This window comes from Labrenzia sp. VG12 (genome assembly GCF_002237595.1).
Lineage (GTDB): Bacteria > Pseudomonadota > Alphaproteobacteria > Rhizobiales > Stappiaceae > Roseibium.
The window spans coordinates 2,287,901-2,307,340 of sequence record NZ_CP022529.1 but is presented as its reverse complement, the minus strand read 5'-3'; the positions used below and the strand labels follow the sequence as shown (position 1 = coordinate 2,307,340).

General features: G+C 58.9%; 20 protein-coding genes and 1 tRNA gene. 7 read left to right on the top strand and 14 right to left on the bottom strand.

Annotation, left to right across the window (positions count from 1 at the left end):
- The first annotated feature begins 36 nt into the window (after window positions 1-36).
- Window positions 37-1,095, top strand: a complete 1,059-nt coding sequence (locus tag CHH27_RS10790; RefSeq protein ID WP_094071592.1) for a sterol desaturase family protein — start codon at window positions 37-39, stop codon at window positions 1,093-1,095.
- Window position 1,096: 1 nt separating this feature from the next.
- Window positions 1,097-2,254, top strand: a complete 1,158-nt coding sequence (locus tag CHH27_RS10785; protein ID WP_094071591.1) for an acyltransferase — start codon at window positions 1,097-1,099, stop codon at window positions 2,252-2,254.
- 28 nt (window positions 2,255-2,282) lie between these two features.
- Here the strand turns inward: CHH27_RS10785 and CHH27_RS10780 are convergent, their stop codons facing one another.
- The 3 genes from CHH27_RS10780 to CHH27_RS10770 form a co-directional block, all read right to left on the bottom strand.
- Window positions 2,283-3,110, bottom strand: coding sequence for an arylamine N-acetyltransferase (locus tag CHH27_RS10780; protein ID WP_094071590.1), 828 nt, complete (start codon window positions 3,108-3,110; stop codon window positions 2,283-2,285).
- Between the two features lie 544 nt (window positions 3,111-3,654).
- Window positions 3,655-4,227 carry an acetolactate synthase small subunit gene (gene ilvN / locus CHH27_RS10775; RefSeq protein ID WP_094071589.1) on the bottom strand — a complete coding sequence of 191 codons (573 nt, stop codon included), beginning with the start codon at window positions 4,225-4,227 and terminating at the stop codon, window positions 3,655-3,657.
- 27 nt (window positions 4,228-4,254) lie between these two features.
- Window positions 4,255-6,030, bottom strand: a complete 1,776-nt coding sequence (locus CHH27_RS10770) for an acetolactate synthase 3 large subunit (protein ID WP_094071588.1) — start codon at window positions 6,028-6,030, stop codon at window positions 4,255-4,257.
- A 668-nt stretch (window positions 6,031-6,698) separates the two neighbouring features.
- Here CHH27_RS10770 and CHH27_RS10765 point away from each other — a divergent pair.
- Window positions 6,699-6,774 (top strand) — tRNA-Lys (locus tag CHH27_RS10765).
- Between the two features lie 484 nt (window positions 6,775-7,258).
- On the opposite strand, the gene CHH27_RS27640 is transcribed toward CHH27_RS10765, so the two are convergent.
- The 6 genes from CHH27_RS27640 to CHH27_RS10740 all read right to left on the bottom strand — a co-directional run bounded on the left by CHH27_RS27640 (window position 7,259) and on the right by CHH27_RS10740 (window position 11,309).
- Complete coding sequence (locus CHH27_RS27640; RefSeq protein ID WP_157738856.1) at window positions 7,259-7,486, bottom strand: hypothetical protein; 228 nt, start codon at window positions 7,484-7,486, stop codon at window positions 7,259-7,261.
- Between the two features lie 41 nt (window positions 7,487-7,527).
- A complete protein-coding gene (locus CHH27_RS27635) occupies window positions 7,528-8,025 on the bottom strand; it encodes a hypothetical protein (RefSeq protein ID WP_157738855.1) in 498 nt (165 codons plus the stop codon).
- Window positions 8,022-8,297, bottom strand: a complete 276-nt coding sequence (locus CHH27_RS27630) for a hypothetical protein (RefSeq protein WP_157738854.1) — start codon at window positions 8,295-8,297, stop codon at window positions 8,022-8,024. The genes CHH27_RS27635 and CHH27_RS27630 overlap by 4 nt, the downstream gene beginning before the upstream one ends.
- Window positions 8,298-9,087: 790 nt before the next feature.
- Window positions 9,088-9,579: a phage regulatory CII family protein gene (locus CHH27_RS10750; RefSeq protein ID WP_094071585.1), complete on the bottom strand. Its 492-nt coding sequence runs from the start codon at window positions 9,577-9,579 to the stop codon at window positions 9,088-9,090.
- Between the two features lie 79 nt (window positions 9,580-9,658).
- A complete protein-coding gene (locus CHH27_RS10745) occupies window positions 9,659-9,889 on the bottom strand; it encodes a hypothetical protein (protein WP_094071584.1) in 231 nt (76 codons plus the stop codon).
- A 127-nt stretch (window positions 9,890-10,016) separates the two neighbouring features.
- Window positions 10,017-11,309 (bottom strand): hypothetical protein, encoded by a 1,293-nt coding sequence (locus CHH27_RS10740; RefSeq protein ID WP_094071583.1) that lies wholly within the window; start codon window positions 11,307-11,309, stop codon window positions 10,017-10,019.
- A gap of 226 nt (window positions 11,310-11,535) precedes the next feature.
- Between CHH27_RS10740 and CHH27_RS10735 the strand changes: the two genes are divergently transcribed.
- Entirely contained in the window at window positions 11,536-12,549 is a 1,014-nt protein-coding gene (locus CHH27_RS10735) for a class 1 fructose-bisphosphatase (protein ID WP_198338391.1), read from the top strand.
- 16 nt (window positions 12,550-12,565) lie between these two features.
- On the opposite strand, the gene CHH27_RS27625 is transcribed toward CHH27_RS10735, so the two are convergent.
- The gene (locus CHH27_RS27625; RefSeq protein ID WP_157738853.1) at window positions 12,566-13,435 is read right to left on the bottom strand and encodes a LysR substrate-binding domain-containing protein; all 870 of its coding nucleotides are present in this window, start codon (window positions 13,433-13,435) and stop codon (window positions 12,566-12,568) included.
- Between the two features lie 35 nt (window positions 13,436-13,470).
- On the opposite strand from CHH27_RS27625, the gene CHH27_RS27620 reads away from it, so the two are divergent.
- Genes CHH27_RS27620 through CHH27_RS10720 form a run of 3 tightly spaced genes read left to right on the top strand, consistent with a single transcriptional unit; the run spans window position 13,471 to window position 15,321 of the window.
- The gene (locus tag CHH27_RS27620) at window positions 13,471-13,755 is read left to right on the top strand and encodes a hypothetical protein (protein WP_157738852.1); all 285 of its coding nucleotides are present in this window, start codon (window positions 13,471-13,473) and stop codon (window positions 13,753-13,755) included.
- Window position 13,756: 1 nt separating this feature from the next.
- Complete coding sequence (locus tag CHH27_RS10725) at window positions 13,757-14,602, top strand: alkaline phosphatase family protein (RefSeq protein ID WP_094071582.1); 846 nt, start codon at window positions 13,757-13,759, stop codon at window positions 14,600-14,602.
- Window positions 14,599-15,321: an HAD family hydrolase gene (locus tag CHH27_RS10720; protein WP_094071581.1), complete on the top strand. Its 723-nt coding sequence runs from the start codon at window positions 14,599-14,601 to the stop codon at window positions 15,319-15,321. Before CHH27_RS10725 ends, CHH27_RS10720 begins: the two co-directional genes overlap by 4 nt.
- Window positions 15,322-15,331: 10 nt before the next feature.
- Here CHH27_RS10720 and CHH27_RS10715 read toward each other — a convergent pair whose 3' ends face one another.
- The 4 genes from CHH27_RS10715 to CHH27_RS10700 form a co-directional block, all read right to left on the bottom strand.
- The gene (locus CHH27_RS10715) at window positions 15,332-16,198 is read right to left on the bottom strand and encodes a hypothetical protein (RefSeq protein WP_094071580.1); all 867 of its coding nucleotides are present in this window, start codon (window positions 16,196-16,198) and stop codon (window positions 15,332-15,334) included.
- A gap of 145 nt (window positions 16,199-16,343) precedes the next feature.
- Window positions 16,344-17,399: an MBL fold metallo-hydrolase gene (locus tag CHH27_RS10710; protein WP_157738851.1), complete on the bottom strand. Its 1,056-nt coding sequence runs from the start codon at window positions 17,397-17,399 to the stop codon at window positions 16,344-16,346.
- A 218-nt stretch (window positions 17,400-17,617) separates the two neighbouring features.
- A complete protein-coding gene (locus CHH27_RS10705) occupies window positions 17,618-18,895 on the bottom strand; it encodes a malonyl-CoA decarboxylase (protein ID WP_094071578.1) in 1,278 nt (425 codons plus the stop codon).
- A gap of 101 nt (window positions 18,896-18,996) precedes the next feature.
- Window positions 18,997-19,383: a YciI family protein gene (locus CHH27_RS10700; RefSeq protein WP_094071577.1), complete on the bottom strand. Its 387-nt coding sequence runs from the start codon at window positions 19,381-19,383 to the stop codon at window positions 18,997-18,999.
- Window positions 19,384-19,440 lie beyond the last annotated feature (57 nt).

The following is a 19,440-nucleotide window of genomic DNA, read 5'->3' as shown; positions in this document are numbered from 1 at the left end:
GTAGACTGGCGACAGAACCGGTTCAACTTGGCAAGGATGCTGCGCTCGACGCGCCAGGCAGGCATGGACACACTCAACGAGATCTACCAGACGTTTCTGGGAAGCTGGACGCTGCGCATCGCGCCGCTCTACATCGTGACAACGCTTGTCATTGGCGCCGTGCTTTACCGGTACCGCGAGCGTGGCGCCGGCATCAGCGGGTTCCTGGGCTGGTTGTTTCCGAAAAACATCTATCTGCATGCCTCGCATCTGAACGATATCAAGATCTTCCTGTTTGGCCGCCTGCTTGCCTTTTTCGGCATATTGAACATGCTGGTGGTCAGTCCGCTGACGGTGATTGCCGTCGTGGAAGGCCTGAACGGGATTGACGGCAGCGCCGCTGACAAATCTGCGACAACGGGAATTGGCCAGGCGCTGGCCGTTACGCTGATCTTTGTCGTTGTCACCGATTTCTGCGTCTACTGGGTGCATCGGCTGCACCATGAATGGCCGGTCATCTGGCCATTTCACGCTGTGCATCACTCCGCGGAAGTGATGACGCCCATCACGGTCTACCGCAAACACCCGGTCTATGACCTGATCAGCTTTTTCGTCAAAAATGTCGCGATCGGTCTGGTCACCGGGCTGGTGCTCTACGCGGTCTTCGGCAAGGTGACCTATCTGCAGGTGGGCCAGGCCAATATCTTCTACGTCCTGTTCAACCTGGCCGGCTCGAATTTCCGTCACTCCCACATCTGGATCAGCTATGGCCGGGTCCTGGAACATGTCCTGATTTCGCCGGCCCAGCACCAGATTCACCATTCGTCCGCGGTGCCGCATCACAACAAGAATTACGGCGAGATCTTTGCCCTTTGGGACTGGATGTTCGGCACGCTCTACGTTCCCGAACGCCACGAAGAGCTGACCTTCGGTCTCGCCGATGGTGATGGCAACCGCATCGAGCAGCTGCATCCGAGCCTGCGCCAGACGCTGGTGCAGCCGGTGGTCGCCTCCGCACGGGAAATCCGGGCAAGACTGACGCGTGGACGGTCCGGAAAGACGCCTGCACCGCTTGAAACGGCGGGGACGATTCCCCGGGAACCGGCTGACCCTTGACATGACACGAGGCCTCTCCCTTTATCTGGATGCGGTTCGGTTCGGTGCGGCCTTTCTGGTCCTGTTGTCGCACTGGGCCTATCCGAGGTTTACGGACGGGAGTTACCTCTGGATTCGCGAGTTCAACCTTGGCAGCGACGCGGTGGTGGTGTTCTTCGTTCTCTCCGGTCTGGTGATCGCCTTTGCGGCCGAGAAAAAGGACAAGTCCGGCGGAACCTTTGTCTTCAACCGGGCAACCCGGCTCTATTCGGTGGTGCTGCCGGCTCTCTTCCTGACGCTGGTTCTGGATCGAACCGGTGCGCTGCTCTGGCCCGATGCCTATGCCGGCTGGTGGTACAATCCACTGCCGGTTCCCGTCTATTTTCTGTCCGGCCTGAGCTTTTCCAACGAATGGGGCCTTCTGGGCATGCGGCTCGGCACCAATGGTCCCTTCTGGTCCCTGAGTTACGAGGTGGCCTATTATGCGCTGTTTGCCGCTGCAGTCTATCTGCGTGGAGCGGCAAGGATCCTGGTGATTGTCTGCCTGGTGCTCTTGATCGGCTTCAGGCCCCTGATGCTGCTGCCGGCGTGGCTCCTGGGCGTTGCGGTCTGGAAAACGATTGCCGCGCCAGGCTTCCGGATGAACGCCGGACTGGCCTGGTCATTCGCGCTGCTTCCTGTCGGACTCTATGTTTTTTCCCTTGCCACCGACGTGCCCGCGGCGCTGCTGGCGTCAACGGCGGACATGACGTCGCTTTCCGAGACCCAGGTCAGGGCGCTTTTCCGTTTCTCCGATGAGTTCCTTTGGAACACGCTGCTGGCCGCTCTGGTCGCCGTCAATTTTGTTGGCGTCGCGGCCCTTGGCAGGATGGGCAGTGTTCCGGACATGCCGGACGGATTGCGGCGCTTTCTGGTCTGGGGCGCAGGCGGCAGTTTCTCGCTCTATTTGGTCCACTATCCCCTGCTGCAGTTTGCCGGGCCGGCGCTGAAGACGTACGACCATCTGCCGGGCCGTGATTTGTTACTGCTTCTGCTCGTCTTTGCCCTGTCCATGGGATTTGCCGGCCTTTTTGAAAGACGGCTCAGGACGGTTCGGCAAGGCGCCACTGCGGTTCTGGCAAGACTGGAGAGCCTCCGGCATCGTCTGTCGGTGCGGCAAACGCCTTCCGAGGGGCGCTAGTGCTTCCCGTATCGTGCTGCCCGCACGTTCAGCAGTCGTTCGTTGTTCCAGCCCAAGGCGCATTCAGACGCGCGAAAATCGCCTGGATTGTCTGCCGGTCGTAGCCAAGACCGATATCCTGCTGCACGAACCGGATGAGCTCTTCGGCCTCCCGGATCTGCCACTCCCGGTTTTCATTCTTGCCGACCAGCCTCGCCCGGCCGTCCAGAAAACTGAAAAAGCCGTCCTCCGTCAGTCGGTAGAACTTGATGCTGTTGGCAAAGGGCATTTTCGGCGAGGCTGCACAAAGGAAATTGGCACCTTCGATGTCGGCGGGCCGGACGTCGACCCGGTCAAAGCCATAAAGCGCAAACCAGCCCGCGTCGGTCAACCGTTCCAGCACATGTTCGCCGGAGGTCTCTTCAAAGCGGATCCGGTAGGTCTGATCACGGATCGGCTGGGCGTCTTCGCAAATCCGGACCGGCTCCGCCGGTGCCTGACCGCCGAAACCGGCATCCACCAGCCACTGGGAACCGTCGAGCGTGACGACAAAGGCAAGATGTGAGCGGGCGCCGCCTTCTGCCGCGCCCTGCCGCACGCGGGCAAGAACCTGTCTTGCGTGGAAACCGAGGGCGTCGAGAGCCTCACCCAGCAGGGAATTCAGCTCGAAGCAATAACCGCCGCAACGCTCCACAACGAGTTTCTGCCAGCGGCTTTCCGGATCGAGGTCTGGAACTTTTCCCAGAAAGGGCAGGACATTTTCAAACGGAATGGCACTGATCTGGGCAGCCTGGAGGGCTTTCAGGCCGGCGAGGTCCGGTGTGCAGGCTTGAAGGCCGATGCGGTGGAGATAGGTGGTCAGATCGAAGGCGGGCATGGCAGGTCCGAAACGGGCAAGGAAGGCTTGATGTAGGTGGCAGGGGAGACCTTGCCAAGCTTGCTTTCCTCTCCATCGTCTTTCCAGCCTTAAGCGGCGCGCGCCGGGACAGGAGAACCATAGGTCCTTGCCGCCGTGTCGCGGACCAGTCGGCAGGCCCTCGGCTCCCCGGTTCCAGCTCTCCGCTGCGCTGCGTCCGGGATGACCAAGCAATTGGGGTTGGGTGAGCTTACAAAGACCTGCCGTATTCCTGCGGCGGGGCAGACTGCTGACAATCCTTCAGCCTGTCATTCCGGACGAGTGCAGCGTTGCTGCACGCTGATCCGGAACCCAGCGTATCAGCGCAAGTGAAAACGAGCACAAAGTCAATCAACTATCTGACTTTATTGAAAAAGGCGCGCCTGGGGTGCGAAATATTCGCTGGGTTCCGGATCTGGTCATGCAGCTCTGCTGCAGACCGTCCGGAATGACGGAGGCGCCATTTAGACAAAAAACCCGCCGCATGCCTGCGACGGGTTCCTGAATTCAGTCTCTGGGTAGCTGTTCAGAGCCCTTCCGGACCTCGCTGCACGGCGGCGACGCCGGTTCTGGACACTTCGACCAGGCCGAGCGGTTTCATGATCGAGATGAATTGCTCGATCTTGGAGGTGCGTCCGGTGATCTCGAAGACGAAATGCTCGGTCGTGGCGTCGATCACCGTGGTGCGGAAGGCATCGGCGAGGCGCAGGGCCTCCAGACGTTTCTCGCCGGTTCCCTCAACCTTCACCAGGGCAAGTTCCCGCTCCAGCGGCTTGTCCTGGTTGGCGCGTTTTGCGCGCACGGTGAGATCGGTCACCCGGTGCACTGGCACCAGGCGGTCGAGCTGGTGGCGGATCTGTTCGATGATCATCGGCGTGCCGGTGGTCACGATGGTGATCCGCGACAGGTGTTTCTCGTGCTCGGTTTCCGACACGGTCAGGCTGTCGATGTTGTAGCCGCGGCCGGAGAACAGGCCGATGACGCGGGCGAGCACGCCCGGTTCGTTGTCGACGAGAAGCGATAGGGTGTGGGTTTCGATTTCATTGCTGACTTCGGCCAGGAAATAGGCGGAAGGCGCATCAACATTCTGGGCGTTCATGACTTTGTCTATCCTTGAGCCTGGGACTTAAACGAGGGACTTGCCTTCGGCGCTGATCGCGTTGGCGACCGCCTCGTCATTGGCCTCATCCGGCAGCAGCATTTCATTGTGGGCCTTGCCCGACGGGATCATCGGGAAACAGTTGGCGAGATTGGCGACGCGGCAGTCGAACAGGACCGGCTTGTCGACAGCGATCATCTCTTCGATGGCGCCGTCCAGATCGCCCGGCTTTTCCACCCGGAAGCCGACACCGCCATAGGCGTCCGCCAGCTTGACGAAGTCCGGCAGGCTGTCGGTATAGGAGTGGGACAGGCGGTTGCCATGCAGCAGCTGCTGCCACTGGCGCACCATGCCCATATACTGGTTGTTCAGGATGAACACCTTGACCGGCAGGCCGAACTGAACGGCGGTCGACATTTCCTGGATGTTCATCAGGATGGATGCATCGCCGGCAATATCGATGCACAGAGCATCGCGGTGGGCTGCCTGTGCTCCGATGGCTGCCGGCAGTCCGTAGCCCATGGTGCCGAGGCCGCCGGAGGTCAGCCAGCGGTTCGGCTCCTCGAAACCGTAGAACTGCGCCGCCCACATCTGGTGCTGACCGACTTCCGTTGAGATGAAGGTCTTGCGATGCTTGGTCAGTTCATAGAGCCGCTGGATCGCGTATTGCGGCATGATGATGTCTTCATTGGGCTTGTAGGCCAGCGAATTGCGCGCGCGCCACTGGTCGACCTGCTGCCACCAGGCCTTCATCGCGGTTTCGTCGGCCTTCTTGGACGAGGACCGCCAGATCCGGACCATGTCTTCCAGAATATGGCCGACATCGCCAATGATCGGCAGGTCGACATTGATGGTCTTGTTGATGGAGGACGGGTCGATGTCGATATGGATCTTGCGGGAGCCCGGCGAGAAGGCGTCGGTGCGGCCGGTGATACGGTCATCGAAGCGGGCGCCGATGCAGACCATCAGGTCACAGTCGTGCATCGCCATGTTGGCTTCGTAGGTACCGTGCATGCCCAGCATGCCCAGCCAGTTTTCACCGGAGGCCGGATAGGCGCCGAGACCCATCAACGTGGAGGTGATCGGAAAACCGGTCAGGGAGACGAGTTCGCGCAGCAGCTGGCAGGCCTGCGGGCCGGAATTGATCACGCCGCCGCCGGTATAGAGAACCGGTTTCTTGGCGGCGGCCATCAGTTCAACGGCTTGCCGGATGCTGGCGGCATCGCCCTTCAGCTGCGGGCGGTAGCTCTTGTGAGCCGACGCCGGGTTCGGTGTCGGTCCCTGATAGGTACCGGTGGCGAACTGAACGTCCTTCGGGATATCGACGACGACCGGGCCGGGACGGCCGGAGGTCGCGACATAAAAGGCCTCATGCAGGATGCGCGGCAGGTCGTCGACATTGCGCACCAGCCAGTTGTGCTTGGTACAGGGGCGGGTGATGCCGACCGTGTCGCATTCCTGGAAGGCGTCGTTGCCGATCAGGTGGGTCGGCACCTGGCCGGAGATGCAGACCAGCGGGATGCTGTCCAGCATGGCGTCGGTCAGGGCGGTGACCATGTTGGTTGCTCCCGGGCCGGAAGTGACCAGGGCAACGCCCGGCTTGCCGGTGGAGCGGGCATAGCCTTCGGCGGCATGGCCGGCGCCCTGTTCGTGGCGTACGAGAATATGCTCCAGACCGTCCTGCTGAATGATCTCGTCATAAATGGGAAGCACTGCGCCGCCCGGGTAGCCGAAGATCGTGTCAACTCCCTGGTCTTTCAGCGCCTGGATGACCATTTCGGCGCCGGTCATTTCCCGTGTCATTCGTTCCGTCCTTGCATTTTGCCCGTCTTTCGGGCCTTGGCTCTCGTCGTCTTTATGTTCTGGCCCTGTCGCCTGTAGCGTCAAAGGTCCGGTCTACGCGGAAGGAAAGGGCGGCTTCAGAGGGCGGGTACAAAAAAAGGCCCCTCGGGGAGCCTTGGTCGCGCGCCATCTGGTCCGTACGGGGTTCAACCCGCTGCGGAGGCGCGCTTTCCTACTACGATTAGAATGAGCGACATCGCCATGTCGTCCCGGTCCCTTGATGCTGCAGGCCAGAAGGCCTCTGGACAGTGTTTTCGGGTGGCCCCGCCGGCCCCACCTTCAAAACTGCGTACAAGACATTGTTCTGTCTGCACCTTCTAGGGCGATTCCGGCATCAACCCGTCACGTCCGTCCGGGCTTGATGCGGCGCACACTAGTCAGGCGGTCTGAACCGGTCAAGCCTTAATTTCATTTATTGCGCCAAAGTTTTCAGATGTTTTTGAAAGTTTCGTTGAGGGCGTTGCATTTGTGCAATCCTTCCGTTTGCGTCAATTCATGAGCGATCTGCGTTAAGCGCATGGCGGCTTTGACAAAAAAGTGTCACAAAGCCCATTGCCTTGGGGAAGGGCGCGGTATATACACCCGCAATCCGGCGCGCCGCTGCCCAAAGCGGCCCTTCCGCCGTAGATGGGTGTGTAGCTCAGTTGGTAGAGCAGCTGACTCTTAATCAGCGGGTCTAGGGTTCGAGTCCCTACTCACCCACCATTTTTCAAGCAGTCTTGATAACTGCCTTTGTTCGACTCTCGCTAGTTGCGGAAATGGTTTAGCTTGATCGAAAAGCGGGGCCGGAGAACACCTTGTTCTGCACTGCCTGCACCATAAGTTCACAAATATCTCATAGTTCCGGAAATTTGCTCTGGTCTGCTGGTGTGGGAAAGGAAGGGGATTTACTCTTCTGTTAAGGAGGACCATTCGCTCATCACACTGTATTGTGGGTCACGATAGTTTGCTCTTGTGTGCTAGGTTTACGTTAAGAGGCTGCCGAACCCTGAGCCTGACCGGCGATGCACTCGCGTGGCTAGAGTATCGTTTGAGCAATGCAATATCTGTCCAACGCCAGTCATGCGTCGGCTGCTGCGTTCGTCAATGTGAATTTAGAGAATGTTTGCTATTTAGTGAACGGCAAAATTTTAGAAAAACCCCAAACAGTGGAGAGGGGGTAAGGTGCTGGCGACACTGAGTCGGCTATTTAATACTTCTCACCTTCTTGAAGAAAGGTGCCATTCCGTACAATTCGACCAGGGCCAACTTCTGCGGATGGTCCAACAATCGCATCTAGTTCTACGAATGAACCAGGTGCAATTACAGCACTATCTGCCACCCAACCGCCAACTGTATCGTCTGGGTTGATAAAGCGATGGCCACGCACAATCTCACCCGCTGTTGTATGGAACGTAAATTCAACAGTTTGAGGCATCTCGCACTCCTGTAACTTGTTGATTCTGTGAAAAGTATAACTCATGTGAATAGTTTTTCAAAGGTGCCAATAATATTGTGCCAGTCGAAAACTACTGTGTATCCACAGACGGTGACTGGTAGCAAAAAATTAAGAATTGTCTGTATTTGACCAAAAAACTTCCACACATGAATATTCTCGCTGATTCGACTTCGAACATCGTTTTCCAATTTTCTTTGTAGGGCGGATTTGGCTGAGTCGTCGGACTGGGTGTCCATGCCTTCTAATATTTTATTGTACTCTTCGTTCTCAAATGATGCCACTTCTTCAAAATAGTTAGTAAGAAAAAGAATTAGGAAATATATGCTAAGAAGGGAGAATATTCCTGATGTGGGTAGCGATATTTCTTTAGGGATTTCCAAGTTAACGAAAGGTATCTTGGAGAGTTTTAAGCTGTACTTGGAAGATACGAGTGCTATTGCGGAAAAGATAACGGCTTTGTTTCCAAAGCCTGCTGTCTTATCCGATACAGAGAAAAAGGGGTTAAATGGATTTATCATCCGCGAATTCGCGAGCCTGAATTTGTGTAAGCTTGAAGGCTAAGGTAGTGTGTTCCTGCTCTTTCAAAAGTAAACATTATGCAATAGAATCCTTGAAAATGGACTCTTTTCTTTTCCATTGGTATTTTCTCAAGGTCACCTTCTTCAAAGTTTCCTTCTTCTCCATTGGTATCACGAAGGACTTTGTATATCTTCTCCGCAAGGATCTCAGACACCTTACCCGTGTCTAGTTTGACGGGAATTACTACGCGTTCATCAATTTTAAAAGTCAACTTAGCCTCCTCATTTGACAAAACAATCTGAGGTTACAAAAACAAACTGTAGCTATCAAGGGAATTTGGTGCGTATTAGAATTGTGGTTGCGGAAGTCTCGGTTACCGTGGCCTCAATTTTGACGATTCTGGTGGGTTGTCGTCGCTCTCGCCAGCGATAGAGGCAGTGGAGTCCGGCGTGGACAGGCAGGGCTCTGGCTGGGGGCGCAAACTCATGGAAGGATATTCACAGTCAGGCGGAATGATTTCCTTGCGTCGAAACTGGCATACTGAGCGACGCGCTTAGCGCCCTTGCGGTCGAGGAACTGGACATAGTTCTTAAGCGCCACGCGAGGAACTCTTCTTTGTACTTAAAGGGTAGTTGCGGATTGACCTTGTTTGTCGGCGACATGTTGGTCGGCAATGCAATCATTACCGTGCCGAGTTTCCTGTCCGAAGCTTCTTTATGCTGGGTGTGGCGCTCGGGTGGCCTGCGTAAATTGCGAGAAAAATATAGTACCCAAAGCCTATTATTCCCGGTCAGTTCCCCTAGGAAACGGCCGCTGCGTTCATTTATATATGTTCCGTTGCTATCTGCGCAGTTTTTAACCCTCGAAGTGCTAATCTAGTTCCACCAAGGGTAGAGAGTGTCTCTGTAGTAAAGTCGGTCGACAGAACTTGCGTGTTTCTGGGTGTCCGCTGATCTATGTCGAAAGTCGGAGTTCTCGATGTCAAAGCATTTCCGAAGGGGCAGCGGCAAGGCTATTGCGTCTAGGCGCGTGGCTTACAGGTTGGCATTCTCACACCATTTTCAGCGCAAAGCATCGAGATGACCGCGCAACGACAGGAGCGCGCGTTCCGCTTCGCGAATGGCTTCGCGGATGGTGATTTCCTCGCGGTGGTCAATGTGATTGTCGACCAGGGCCTCATGGGCCGCGCGCAGCACGTCAGCTGCTTCGATCACGATCCGTTCCGCACCGCGCGCAAGATTTTCCTCAAATGACGCCGTGTCCGGCCCGATCTGTCGTTCAGCCGGAATATAGGGTGTGCCTGCGAGCAGGAAATCGGCGATGATCGGATCGTCGACCACGATCAGCAGTCGCTGGATTTCGTCTGCGGAGAAGGGTGTGGCATGGCGGAGCCGATTGTAGAACGCGGCGTAGCTCATGCCCATTTCGTCCGCGACCCGGTCCAGTTCGGACTTTCCGCGGCCCGTCAGGGTGCGGTGAACCAGATTCGCGAAGGCCCGGCCGCGATCCGCTTCAGGAAGCACGGTTCCTGCTTTCGTTTCCCGATTGTCCATTCCGCCCCTGCCCATCTTGTTTTTCAGTCAAAAGACTAGCGAATGTCATGCCCGTGAACAAAGCCCCTGCCGGGCTTGTTCAACAGGCTTGTATCGCCCCGTCGCGTGCAGACACAGTGATGTGTCGAGATCCATGCGATTGTTCGTAGACGAGGATCTGGCAGAAAAGACGGTCTGCCGACGGGAAAACGTCGTGGTCGTCCGTGTCTGCCGTCGGGATGACCATGCCGCTGCAGAACGGAACCGTTTCCTTCTCTGAAAGCCTGTTCCAGATGACGGAAAGGTCGATCCTCGGGGATGTGTCTGACATAGGGCGCCTCCTGCAATGCTCGTGTCGTCACTTCCGGCTTGTGAGCCGTTGAAGCGATCCTAGGACACGATTGTCAGGAAGGCGCTCAAAGAAACCGCGTGATTTTGCATTGTAAGTTTTCAGGAGGTCAGGCGTATCCCTTCAAGGCGTCCTGCGAAATCAAAGAGGGCACAATCTCCTGACAGGTTCCGTCCTGAAGATGCGTGCCGTCTTCCCCCAGCACTTCCAGGAGCAGCCAGTCGTTCGTCCCGGTAGCCGCGAGGCAGATCGTGGCGGCCGGGTGGCCGTCGTAGTGATAGAAATAAAGGTCTCCCGCCAGGACATCGGCGAGAAACCGGTCGACGCCGTTGCGCATGCGCTGGCTTTCCTGGTGCAGCTCGGCAGCATTGCCGAGCGGGATCAGCATCGGTGCCGACGGAATTGGCGGTGCCGGAAAGGTGCGGCTGCGGCCGGCCAGTGTGGTCCAGTGCATCAACCACCATTGCAAGGCCTGGGGGGCCTGTATCTTCTTGAGGCCGGCCAGGGCAGCCGGCCGTTCCGAGGCTGTCAGGTTGCGCAGGCCGGACTTGATCGTGGCGATCAAGCGGGGCAGGGGTACCCCCTGGTCGATCAGGGCCTGGACATGTGTCATGCCGGCCCACTCCGTCTCTGACAGGATTGCGCTGAAAGACCGCTGTTGCAGGCGTGCGAGGTCTTCGGATACCTGAGGCGCGCCAGCCTGGGAAAGCGCCGACTTGATGCAGCGCTCATCGAGCAGGTCGCTGCCCGGCGGGAACTGTTCCAGAAATGCCAGCAGGGCCGGAGGCGGCGTTGTCTTGAGAAACCGGTGCAGAAGCGTTTCCCGCGTTTCCAGGTTCAGAGTATCGGCAAAGGCCTGGCGCTGCCGCGGTGCGGTTCGTCCGGCGGCGCAGAAGAGCTCCAAGGTCAGCGACAAAGTGCCCAGGCGGCCGAACGCCGTCTGGCGGTGGACCTGTTTCCAGAGACCCGGCGCGCGCCGGAAAAGGTCCAGCAGCAGCCATTGCTGCGCGCCGAACGGCGCGGCGAGAGAGACGAGCAGGCGGGGGAGTGTTGCGATGTATTCCGTTAGGGCCTTCTCCGCGCCAGGGCCCGCAGCAATGCCTGTGCCCAATGTCCTGGGGTGATGCGCCAGGACGCTCTTTTCTGTTGCGATGCGGCCATAGTCGGGAGCGTCGAGCAAGGCCCAGGCAGGCAGAAAGTCCTCCGGGTCACGGTGCTGGCGCCGGATCGTGCAGGCAAAGGGCCGGTCCCAATAGGAATAGAGGATCGTGTCGCTGCCGGAGCGTTCACAAAGGCCTTCGCCCGTCCATTCGTAATTTGCGTAGGTCGGCGGCAGGCAGCGCTCCGACTGTTCTTCAAGCGCCAGCTGCTGCTGGCCCGCCAGCATGTCCCGAGTTGCCATGGTGCCCTCTTTCGGTCGTACAGCACTGCAACCCTGCGCCTTCGCCGTGACACCAGCAATTCGGCCGGCTGATTCCTTTGCGGATATGCACAGAGCAGGGCAAGGGGCGGCAAGATTTGCCGGGGAGGATAACCCGGTGCCTGTGCTGACCGGGCTGCATGAAGTTCTGGCTTTTCGTCTGCCCGGCATTTAGGGAGAGGGCAGCACATCAACGGGAAATGTCACCATGACCATCGATCGCCTGACGCTTCGCAAGTTCCTTCTGCAGGAAAAGGAGAAACACGGGCTCGATCAGGACATGATGCTGCTCTTGGAAGACATCGCCACATCGTGCCGCATCATCGCCCATCAGATCCGCAACGGTCCCTTCCTCGATATTCTGGGCGCTGCGGAAACGGAGAACGTGCAGGGCGAAACCCAAAAACAGCTCGATGTCATCGCCAATGACATCTTCCTCAGTCACTGTTCCAACTGTGCGCGGGTGGCGGCTTTGGTCTCTGAAGAAATCGACGAGGTCATCTGGTTGAAAGACCGGCCGAGGAAGGGCGATTATCTGGTCTATTTCGATCCGCTTGACGGGTCCTCCAACCTGAATGTCAATCTGTCGGTCGGGTCTATCTTTTCCGTCGTCGAACTGGAGGAGGACCTGTCTGAGCTCAGCAACGAGGCGGTCCTGATCAGGGGCAGTGAACAGATCTGTGCGGGATATTCGCTATACGGCCCGTCCACTTCGCTGGTCTTTTCAACGGGGCAGGGTGTCAACGGCTTCACTCACAAGATCGGCTCGGGAGAGTTCCTCCTGACTTTCCCGGATATGAAACTGCCGGCTGAGACCGGAGAATTTGCCATCAATGCTTCGCGCTTTCGCAGCTGGAATGCTCCCGTCCGGCGGTATGTCGAAGAGTGCATCGACGGTGAGGACGGTGTCCGTGGCAAGACCTTCAACATGCGCTGGACAGCGTCGATGGTCGCCGAGATTCACCGGATCCTGATGCGTGGCGGCGTGTTTCTCTATCCCAGAGATGCCGCCAATGCCCATATGGGGGGCAAGCTGCGCTTGCTTTACGAGGCAAACCCGATGGGCTTCATCATCGAACAGGCCGGTGGCCGTGCTTCAACAGGGTGGGAGCGCATTCTGGATGTTCAGCCGACGGGGCATCACCAGCGCATCTCCGTGATCATGGGATGCCGGGACGAGGTCGAGCTGATCGAGCGCTACCACGACGAAGCGGGTGATTGACTGCGCGGGACACGGGTCAGATCAAGGCAGCGTCCATGATCCATTCCACGACGCGCCTGACCGGCTGTGAGGCGCTGGCGCCCGCCGGCACGGCAAGGCCGTGATGCCTGCCTGCGAGCTGGACCTCGGGTTCAATGACCTGCAGGCGGCTGCTCTCAAGCTCCGCCTCTATGAAAGGGTAGGCGCCAAGGGCGAAACCCGTGCCGCCGGTGGCCATCTGCAAGGCGCAGTGCATGGAATTGACGAGCGCAAACCTCGGTGCCGGCAAGGACCGGCCGGCGGCGGCCAGCCAGGACTGCCAGGTGCCACGTGGTCCGGCGGTCTGGATCAGGCAGGGCGTTCCCGGCAACTCCGAGGGCCAGAGAGCGGCAAGCTCCGGTGTTGCCACCGCAACGATCCGCTCCCGGAACAGGGGCAGAAAACCGGCGGACGAGCTGGCGAGATCCTCATAGGAAAAAACGATGTCCCAGGAGCCGGGAGTGCTCGGGTTCAGCTGATAGTTGACGCTGATCTGGATCTCGATGCCGGGCAGATCCGCATAGAGCGCGCCGAGGCGGGGTGCCAGCCACAGATGCGCGAAGGTCGGGGAATAACAGGCAAGGCGGACGCGCTCGGTTTCAGGCCGGGTGAACAAGTCTTCCGTCACGCTGCGGATGTCGGCCAGGGAGCCGCTCACCTGGTTCAGATAGGCCTCGCCTATTTCGGTCAGGAAGACCCGCCGGCCACGCCGTTCAAACAGCGGTGCATCAAGCTCCTGTTCCAGTTTGACGATCTGCTGGCTGACCGCGCCCTGGGTCAGGCCGAGTTCGGAGGCGGCCTTTGTGAAATTCAAGTGGCGGGCTGCGGCTTCGAACGTGGCCAGCCAGGACATCGGAATTCGGGACATTATCTGCTCTTTGATTAGAAATTTAATCTAGAAGAATGCAAAAGCGCGTCAAGCGATGCGAGGTTCAGCGTGATGTCGCCTTAAGAAATGAATTTGATCGAATAACTTCTTTGGTCAAATATCTGAAAAATATAAGAAAAATTCGCGTTGCTGCCTCCGTTGACATGAGTGGTCCCGGAAGCTGTTGCAGTTTGAATTTCTCTTCTATTAGAAAAATGATCAGACTCAGTGTCGCGCTGATGCCTTCTCTGGCGCAGCCGATGTTTGGCGACAGCGAGGCCGGGCGGGTGTTTGACGGCCAAGCACAGAACGGAGCATGAGATGTCCGGCAAGGTAATTCTGGTGATCATGGACGGCGTCGGCTACGACACGGCCGTCAGCCAATGCGGCTATCTGCAAAGCGCGGTGTCGCTTGGCATCGCCCGCCGCTGGAAGATGGTAACGGCGACGCCGAGCATTTCCGGCCCGATGTATGAGACCATTCACACCGGTCTTTGGCCCTATGAACACGGCATCACCTGCAACCATGCCATGCGGTCTTCCGAGAAGGACAACGTCTTCTCCGTTGCGCGGGCAGCGGGCCGCATAACGGCTGCGGTCGCTCATTCCTACTTCCACAAGCTTTATGCGGGGGAGGCCTGGGATCCGCTGCGCTCCATCGAACATTGCAACGAAAACGGCGATCTCCAGTACGGACGATTCTATTCCATGGAAGGTTATGGCCGGGCCAACGCGGTTGCGCCGGCGGAAATCGATCTTTGCGCCCAGACCATCCGGCTCATCGAAGACCATCAGCCGGACTATCTGCTGCTGCACACATGTGCTGCCGATACGCTCGGGCACACGTTTGGTGGTGATAGCGCCGAATATCGGGCGCAGGCGATGATGATCGACGGCGCGCTGGCACGGGTGCTGCCGGTTTGGCGCGCGGCGGGGTATGAGGTGATGATCACTGCCGATCACGGCATGTCCGCGGAAGGGGCGCATGGCGGCACGTCATCGGTCGAAACCGAAGTGCCGTTCTATTATTTCGGCGATGGCGACGTCTCGACCGAAGACGGCCGTCTGAACCAGCTGCAGCTGGCGGCCTCGCTTCTGGCGCGCCTGGGCGTTGACCCGGCGCGGGGCATGCGGCCGGCTTTCCTGACCAAGGCCGCAGGGAAATGACGGGGCGAGCTTCGTCTGGTGTGCGGGCGATCCTGTTCGACAAGGACGGCACGCTGTTTTCCTTTGACGCGACCTGGACCGCCTATTGCGAACGCATGTTCGATCAGCTGACAGGGCAGGACGAAGCACTGAGCAACGAGCTGGCCGAGATCTGCGGATACGACCGCAGGGAAGGCACCTTTGTCCCGGGCTCGGTGATCGTCGCCGGCAGTACGGAAGAGGTGCTGCGCCTCTGGGCCGGGAAACTGGGGGAGGGAGGTCTTGGCAAGGTCCGGCGGGCTCAAGAAGCGGCGGTCAGAGCATTGCCACTGGTGCCTGTTGCGGGTGCTCGCGTAGCACTTGAGAATTTGCACCGGAACGGCATTTTTCTGGGTGTGGCCACCAATGACACGGAAGCATCCGCCCGCAATCAGCTTGCGCATGCCGGCCTGTCGGAGCTTTTCGGCTTTGTTGCCGGTTCTGACAGCGGATACGGCGCCAAGCCCGGCCCCGGCATGGCCGAGGGATTTGGCCGGGCGAGTGGAATCTCTCCGGCCGAAACGGCCATGGTCGGCGACAGCGTTCACGATATGGAATTTGCGTGCAACGCGGGACTGGCCGAGCGGCTGGCGGTTCTCAGCGGGCCGGCGGAGCGTGAAGAGCTGGAACGTTTTGCTACCGCGGTCCTGCCGGATATCAGCCATTTGCCCCGGCATCATGGGCTTGCGGAAGATGTTTAGGGACCTAACCCTATGCCTTGGGTGACCTTGTTGAAAGGGGCGCGCGCCGAGGCGCGCCGGTCCTTGAACCGGAGACCTGATAGGCGGGATGCCAGCTGAGGCCGTCGCGGCGCCAGCGGTGATGGTCACCTCGGTTGGAGCTGAACGGACGGGAATGCATCTCGACAAGCGTGACCAGGGAAAAGATCCTGGTGAAGCCGGTCTTGGTCTCGAAGCGCAGCAAGAGCCTCTGCAAAGTCATATCCGGTAGAGACTCACCCAGAATTTGCCCTGTTCTTTGAATGTCGAAATTGGGTTCCCCCTGCATGGTCCAATGATAGGCTTCCGCGATGGCATGCCTGTAGCCATCTGGCAGGCATGCGGCCGGCGACACATGGTTCAGGTCGTCGAGCGCCTGGGGATAGAATTTCAAGAAGTTGGACTGCTTGCCGACAAAGGTGACATGCGGCACTTCGCCTGGTGGTGCCCCGGGCAGCGTCAGGAGGAGCCAGGGGCAGAGGCGGGTCAGTTCACTGTCGCTGAAGACAACGCCCTTGTTCTTGAGCCAGGTCCGGTAAAGAAACTGAGCCATGTCGCCGGCCAGTCCCTGTTCGACATGGGAAATCGGCTGCGGTTCGATGAAGGCGTCTCCATCTGAAAACCCTTCAGGCGCTTCTGCGGCGAATGTTTTCGGCCGTGGCGGAGACTGCCAGAGAATGTCGGAATGCGCAGTTGCTGCAAACTCGCTCCGCCGGTGGGTTGGCAACGCGTCCGGCTGTGTGTGTCCGAACATGTTGTAGCAATGGAAATCGAGTAGAAAGCCGCATTCGAAACGCGTTGCGGTCTGGTAAAGCGCGGTCAGGTCCGCGTGCCCGGAAACACCGTTTCGATCTTGCATTGTTTGCCCGTTGCGCTTGATGCCACGGACAGTTCAACGCATTTCTCCGGAAGCGGCAATCCTGAAAAAAGTACCGGGGTTCTGATGCGGCCACCCGCACCCGCGGTCTGCCTTGCAGACCGCGGGCGCGTGGACCAGGGTCCGGTTACCGGGCCGTCAGGGTGACCGACGCGAGGTCGGAGCCGACCACGGTTTCACCTTCAAAACCGCTGTCGACAACGGCGTTGCGGTAATCGTCTTCGGTCAAGGCGCCGTCGGGCAGTTTGTAGGGACCCTGGCGCGGTGCGCCGACCGGTGGGATCAGGTGGGTCAGCATCAGATGCTTGACCCCGGCGCGCCGGGCCAGGTGACCGAGATCGGTGGCGTTCGACTGGCGGAAGAAGATCGGTGGCGGAAAACCGGTGCCGCCTTCCGGCCCCATTACCGGGTGGATGGTGGAATGCACCACGATATCAGCCCCTTGCGCCAGTTTCTCAACCTGGCCGGATGTGGAGGTGTCGCGCGGAGGCTTGCGCACGTCATTGCCGGCATCCCCTCCGATGACAACACTTCCGGCAGGCGTATCGACCCGGTAGGAGGCGTGGCCTGCAATGTGGGTGGAGCGGATGGCACTGACCGTGACATCCCCCTTGGACCAGACTTCCTTGGCCTCGTCCTCCGGCTTGAAGTCCTTCACCTCGATCAGATCCGCCGGTCCGCCCGGCAGACGTTTCTTGTTTTCAGCCAGTCTCTGCGCGATTTCTCCCGACTGGATCAACGCATCGCCAATATGTCTGGCAAACCGCTCGCAACTCAGGGCAAAACCCAGAGGTGACCTGGTTTCCTCGCTGCAGACGAGATCGACCTTCGGACCGCCGGAGTTGAAATGCCAGCGCAGCTGCATCATGTCGGCAAGGCCTTCCGTGTGGTCGGAATGCAAATGGCTCAGGAAAATTGCATCGAGTTGCCCGACGGGCACGCCTGCCTGGCTCAGGCGCTGGGTGGTGCCGCGGCCCGTATCGAACTGCAGGCGCATGTCGTTGCATTTGTTCTCCACCGTGCCGAACTGCACGAGTGTGCCGGCGCCTGCCTGTCCCTGATAGACGGGCGGTCCGCCCTGGGTGCCGGTCAACGTCACCTTCAAACAGGTCTCCGCCCATGCGCCTGACGCGGCGAGCAGACCGCCACCAAGCACAAATGCCCGAACCAGATTCCGTGCCATTCTCTCCTCCTGTCGATTTATATTGTTATGCAGATATAATATCGATTTTAATTCCGAATGCAATGAAGCATCGATTGTTCTGATCATGCCGTCGGCATGTTGCTTCAAACGACCGAGGGGAGGTGTGGCCGGAATAGATCAGGCTGGGCGCGCGACTTTGCGCACCCTTCTCAAACTTGCGAAAGGATTTGCCGAAACAAGGACGTCAAAGGGCGCTTCTACACGGCGGATGGTGCAGCCACCTGCCGCCTGAAATCCTGCTTCCTGGCGGCAGCCTCCAATCCACGTATGTCCGAGGAGGCGGCAATTTCTTTTTGTGTGGCGTAGCGCTCGTGGTTCTGCGTGACGCGGCCAAGGTCGTAGAGATAGTTGACCATGACGCCGGCCGACTGAACCCGGCCTTTTTCCGAGATATCCGCGTCCGCATGTACAGCGTGAACCTGGGCGCCATTGCCGAGATGAAACCGTGCCACCGGGTCGAGCGGCAGCCCGTCGGGTCGCTTGGCAGACAGCAGATAATGCGCAGCCAGCTGGCGCAGATGCTTTGGCTCCGCCTCGGCAAAGGGAATGTCTTCGCTAACCAGCCATCTGGTGAGGCCGGGGATCGGCGACAGGGTGACAAAGGTCTTCAGTCCCGGCAGTTCCGCCGACAGATCGGCGGCCACCTGCTTGATCAGGGAATTGCCGAAGGAAATCCCGGCAAGCCCCTCCTGGCAGTTGGAGATGGAGTAGAACACCGCGGTTCGGGCTTCTTCGGCCGTGATCGGTTCCCGATCTTCGGCCAGCAGGCCCTGAATGGATCCTGGAATGTCGGCGGTCAGGGCCACTTCCACAAAGATCAGCGGTTCATCCGGCATGGAGGGGTGGAAGAAGGCAAAACATCTGCGGTCAACGGGCACAAGACGCCGGCGGAGATCGTCCCAGCTCTCGATCTCGTGGACCGCCTCATAGGCGATGATCTTTTCAAGGATATGGGCCGGACTTTCCCAGCTGATCGGCCGCAGCACAAGAAAGCCGCGGTTGAACCAGGACAGGAACAGGTGCCGGAAATCCTGGTCGAGCGCCTGAAGGGCAGGGTCCTCGCCGCCAAGCCGCAACAGGTCCGAGCGCATGCGGACCAGTCGCTCGGTGGCGCCGGGGATCTGGTTCAGGCGGCGGATGAGTTCCTGCCGGTCCGGTTCCACTGCAGCCATGAAGGCGCGATAGCTTCTTTTGCTGGGGTCGGCCTCATAAGCGTCAAGCGTTGAGCGCACACGCTCCGGGTCGATATTCATGTCTGCCGCGAGGTGCCGGAAAAAGGCGAGCTTGCCGTCGTCATCCATTTCCTCGAAGCGCTGCAGGATGCTGCCGGCCGCGGCGAGGCCGGTGATTTCACCGGCGGCGCCGACGAGTTCACCGATGAGTTCCTCCGTTGGCCGGGCGTCCTGCCGGCCTGGCGAAAACGGCAGATTGCGGCGTTCGAAGATGGTCGATAGCAGGTCGCCGAAGAGGGACATGTGGATCTCCAGACATCTGGTTCCGTGGGCATGGCTGCCCTTAAGATAAGAAACCTTCGGCGTGCCCCCAATTGTCCAAAGGAAGAACGGCCGCGTCGGCGTCAGGAAAAATCGACAGCCTTGGTGGAGAGACCGACGGACAGCGAAAAGCTGCCCTCGTTGATCAGCCAGCGGCGCAGGGAATAGGTCCTGACGCCCCGGCTGTGCATGGGATCAGCGGCTGCCAACGCGTCTGCCTCTTCAAGCGAGGCGGCACGGTAGATGATCATGCCTTCCCCGGTCATGTTTTCTCCCGACGCATCCGACACCGGTCCGGCAAACGCAAGCTTTCCTTCTGCTTCCAGCCTTGCCTGATAGGCCAGATGATCGGGCAGGGTTCCCGGCAGATCAACGTCCGGACCGGCGGGCACCGTGTTGACGACATAAAGCTCCAATGCCAGCGCGCCGCGCTCTTTTGCGATCCGTTTGTACTCAGTCCATTTGGGCATGTTGCACCTCCTGTTTCCCGCACTCTAAAAAAATCGATATTATTTGACAATCTTAAA

Excerpts from the sequence above, each read along its gene's own strand:
- CHH27_RS10790 (WP_094071592.1), top strand. The coding sequence starts at position 37 with ATGCTGCGCTCGACGCGCCAGGCAGGCATGGACACACTCAACGAGATC.
- CHH27_RS10785 (WP_094071591.1), top strand. The coding sequence starts at position 1,097 with ATGACACGAGGCCTCTCCCTTTATCTGGATGCGGTTCGGTTCGGTGCG.
- CHH27_RS10780 (WP_094071590.1), bottom strand. The coding sequence starts at position 3,110 with ATGCCCGCCTTCGATCTGACCACCTATCTCCACCGCATCGGCCTTCAA.
- ilvN (WP_094071589.1), bottom strand. The coding sequence starts at position 4,227 with ATGAACGCCCAGAATGTTGATGCGCCTTCCGCCTATTTCCTGGCCGAA.
- CHH27_RS10770 (WP_094071588.1), bottom strand. The coding sequence starts at position 6,030 with ATGACACGGGAAATGACCGGCGCCGAAATGGTCATCCAGGCGCTGAAA.
- CHH27_RS27640 (WP_157738856.1), bottom strand. The coding sequence starts at position 7,486 with ATGCCTCAAACTGTTGAATTTACGTTCCATACAACAGCGGGTGAGATT.
- CHH27_RS27635 (WP_157738855.1), bottom strand. The coding sequence starts at position 8,025 with ATGATAAATCCATTTAACCCCTTTTTCTCTGTATCGGATAAGACAGCA.
- CHH27_RS10750 (WP_094071585.1), bottom strand. The coding sequence starts at position 9,579 with ATGGACAATCGGGAAACGAAAGCAGGAACCGTGCTTCCTGAAGCGGAT.
- CHH27_RS10745 (WP_094071584.1), bottom strand. The coding sequence starts at position 9,889 with ATGTCAGACACATCCCCGAGGATCGACCTTTCCGTCATCTGGAACAGG.
- CHH27_RS10740 (WP_094071583.1), bottom strand. The coding sequence starts at position 11,309 with ATGGCAACTCGGGACATGCTGGCGGGCCAGCAGCAGCTGGCGCTTGAA.
- CHH27_RS10735 (WP_198338391.1), top strand. The coding sequence starts at position 11,536 with ATGACCATCGATCGCCTGACGCTTCGCAAGTTCCTTCTGCAGGAAAAG.
- CHH27_RS27625 (WP_157738853.1), bottom strand. The coding sequence starts at position 13,435 with ATGTCCCGAATTCCGATGTCCTGGCTGGCCACGTTCGAAGCCGCAGCC.
- CHH27_RS27620 (WP_157738852.1), top strand. The coding sequence starts at position 13,471 with ATGCAAAAGCGCGTCAAGCGATGCGAGGTTCAGCGTGATGTCGCCTTA.
- CHH27_RS10725 (WP_094071582.1), top strand. The coding sequence starts at position 13,757 with ATGTCCGGCAAGGTAATTCTGGTGATCATGGACGGCGTCGGCTACGAC.
- CHH27_RS10720 (WP_094071581.1), top strand. The coding sequence starts at position 14,599 with ATGACGGGGCGAGCTTCGTCTGGTGTGCGGGCGATCCTGTTCGACAAG.
- CHH27_RS10715 (WP_094071580.1), bottom strand. The coding sequence starts at position 16,198 with ATGCAAGATCGAAACGGTGTTTCCGGGCACGCGGACCTGACCGCGCTT.
- CHH27_RS10710 (WP_157738851.1), bottom strand. The coding sequence starts at position 17,399 with ATGGCACGGAATCTGGTTCGGGCATTTGTGCTTGGTGGCGGTCTGCTC.
- CHH27_RS10705 (WP_094071578.1), bottom strand. The coding sequence starts at position 18,895 with ATGTCCCTCTTCGGCGACCTGCTATCGACCATCTTCGAACGCCGCAAT.
- CHH27_RS10700 (WP_094071577.1), bottom strand. The coding sequence starts at position 19,383 with ATGCCCAAATGGACTGAGTACAAACGGATCGCAAAAGAGCGCGGCGCG.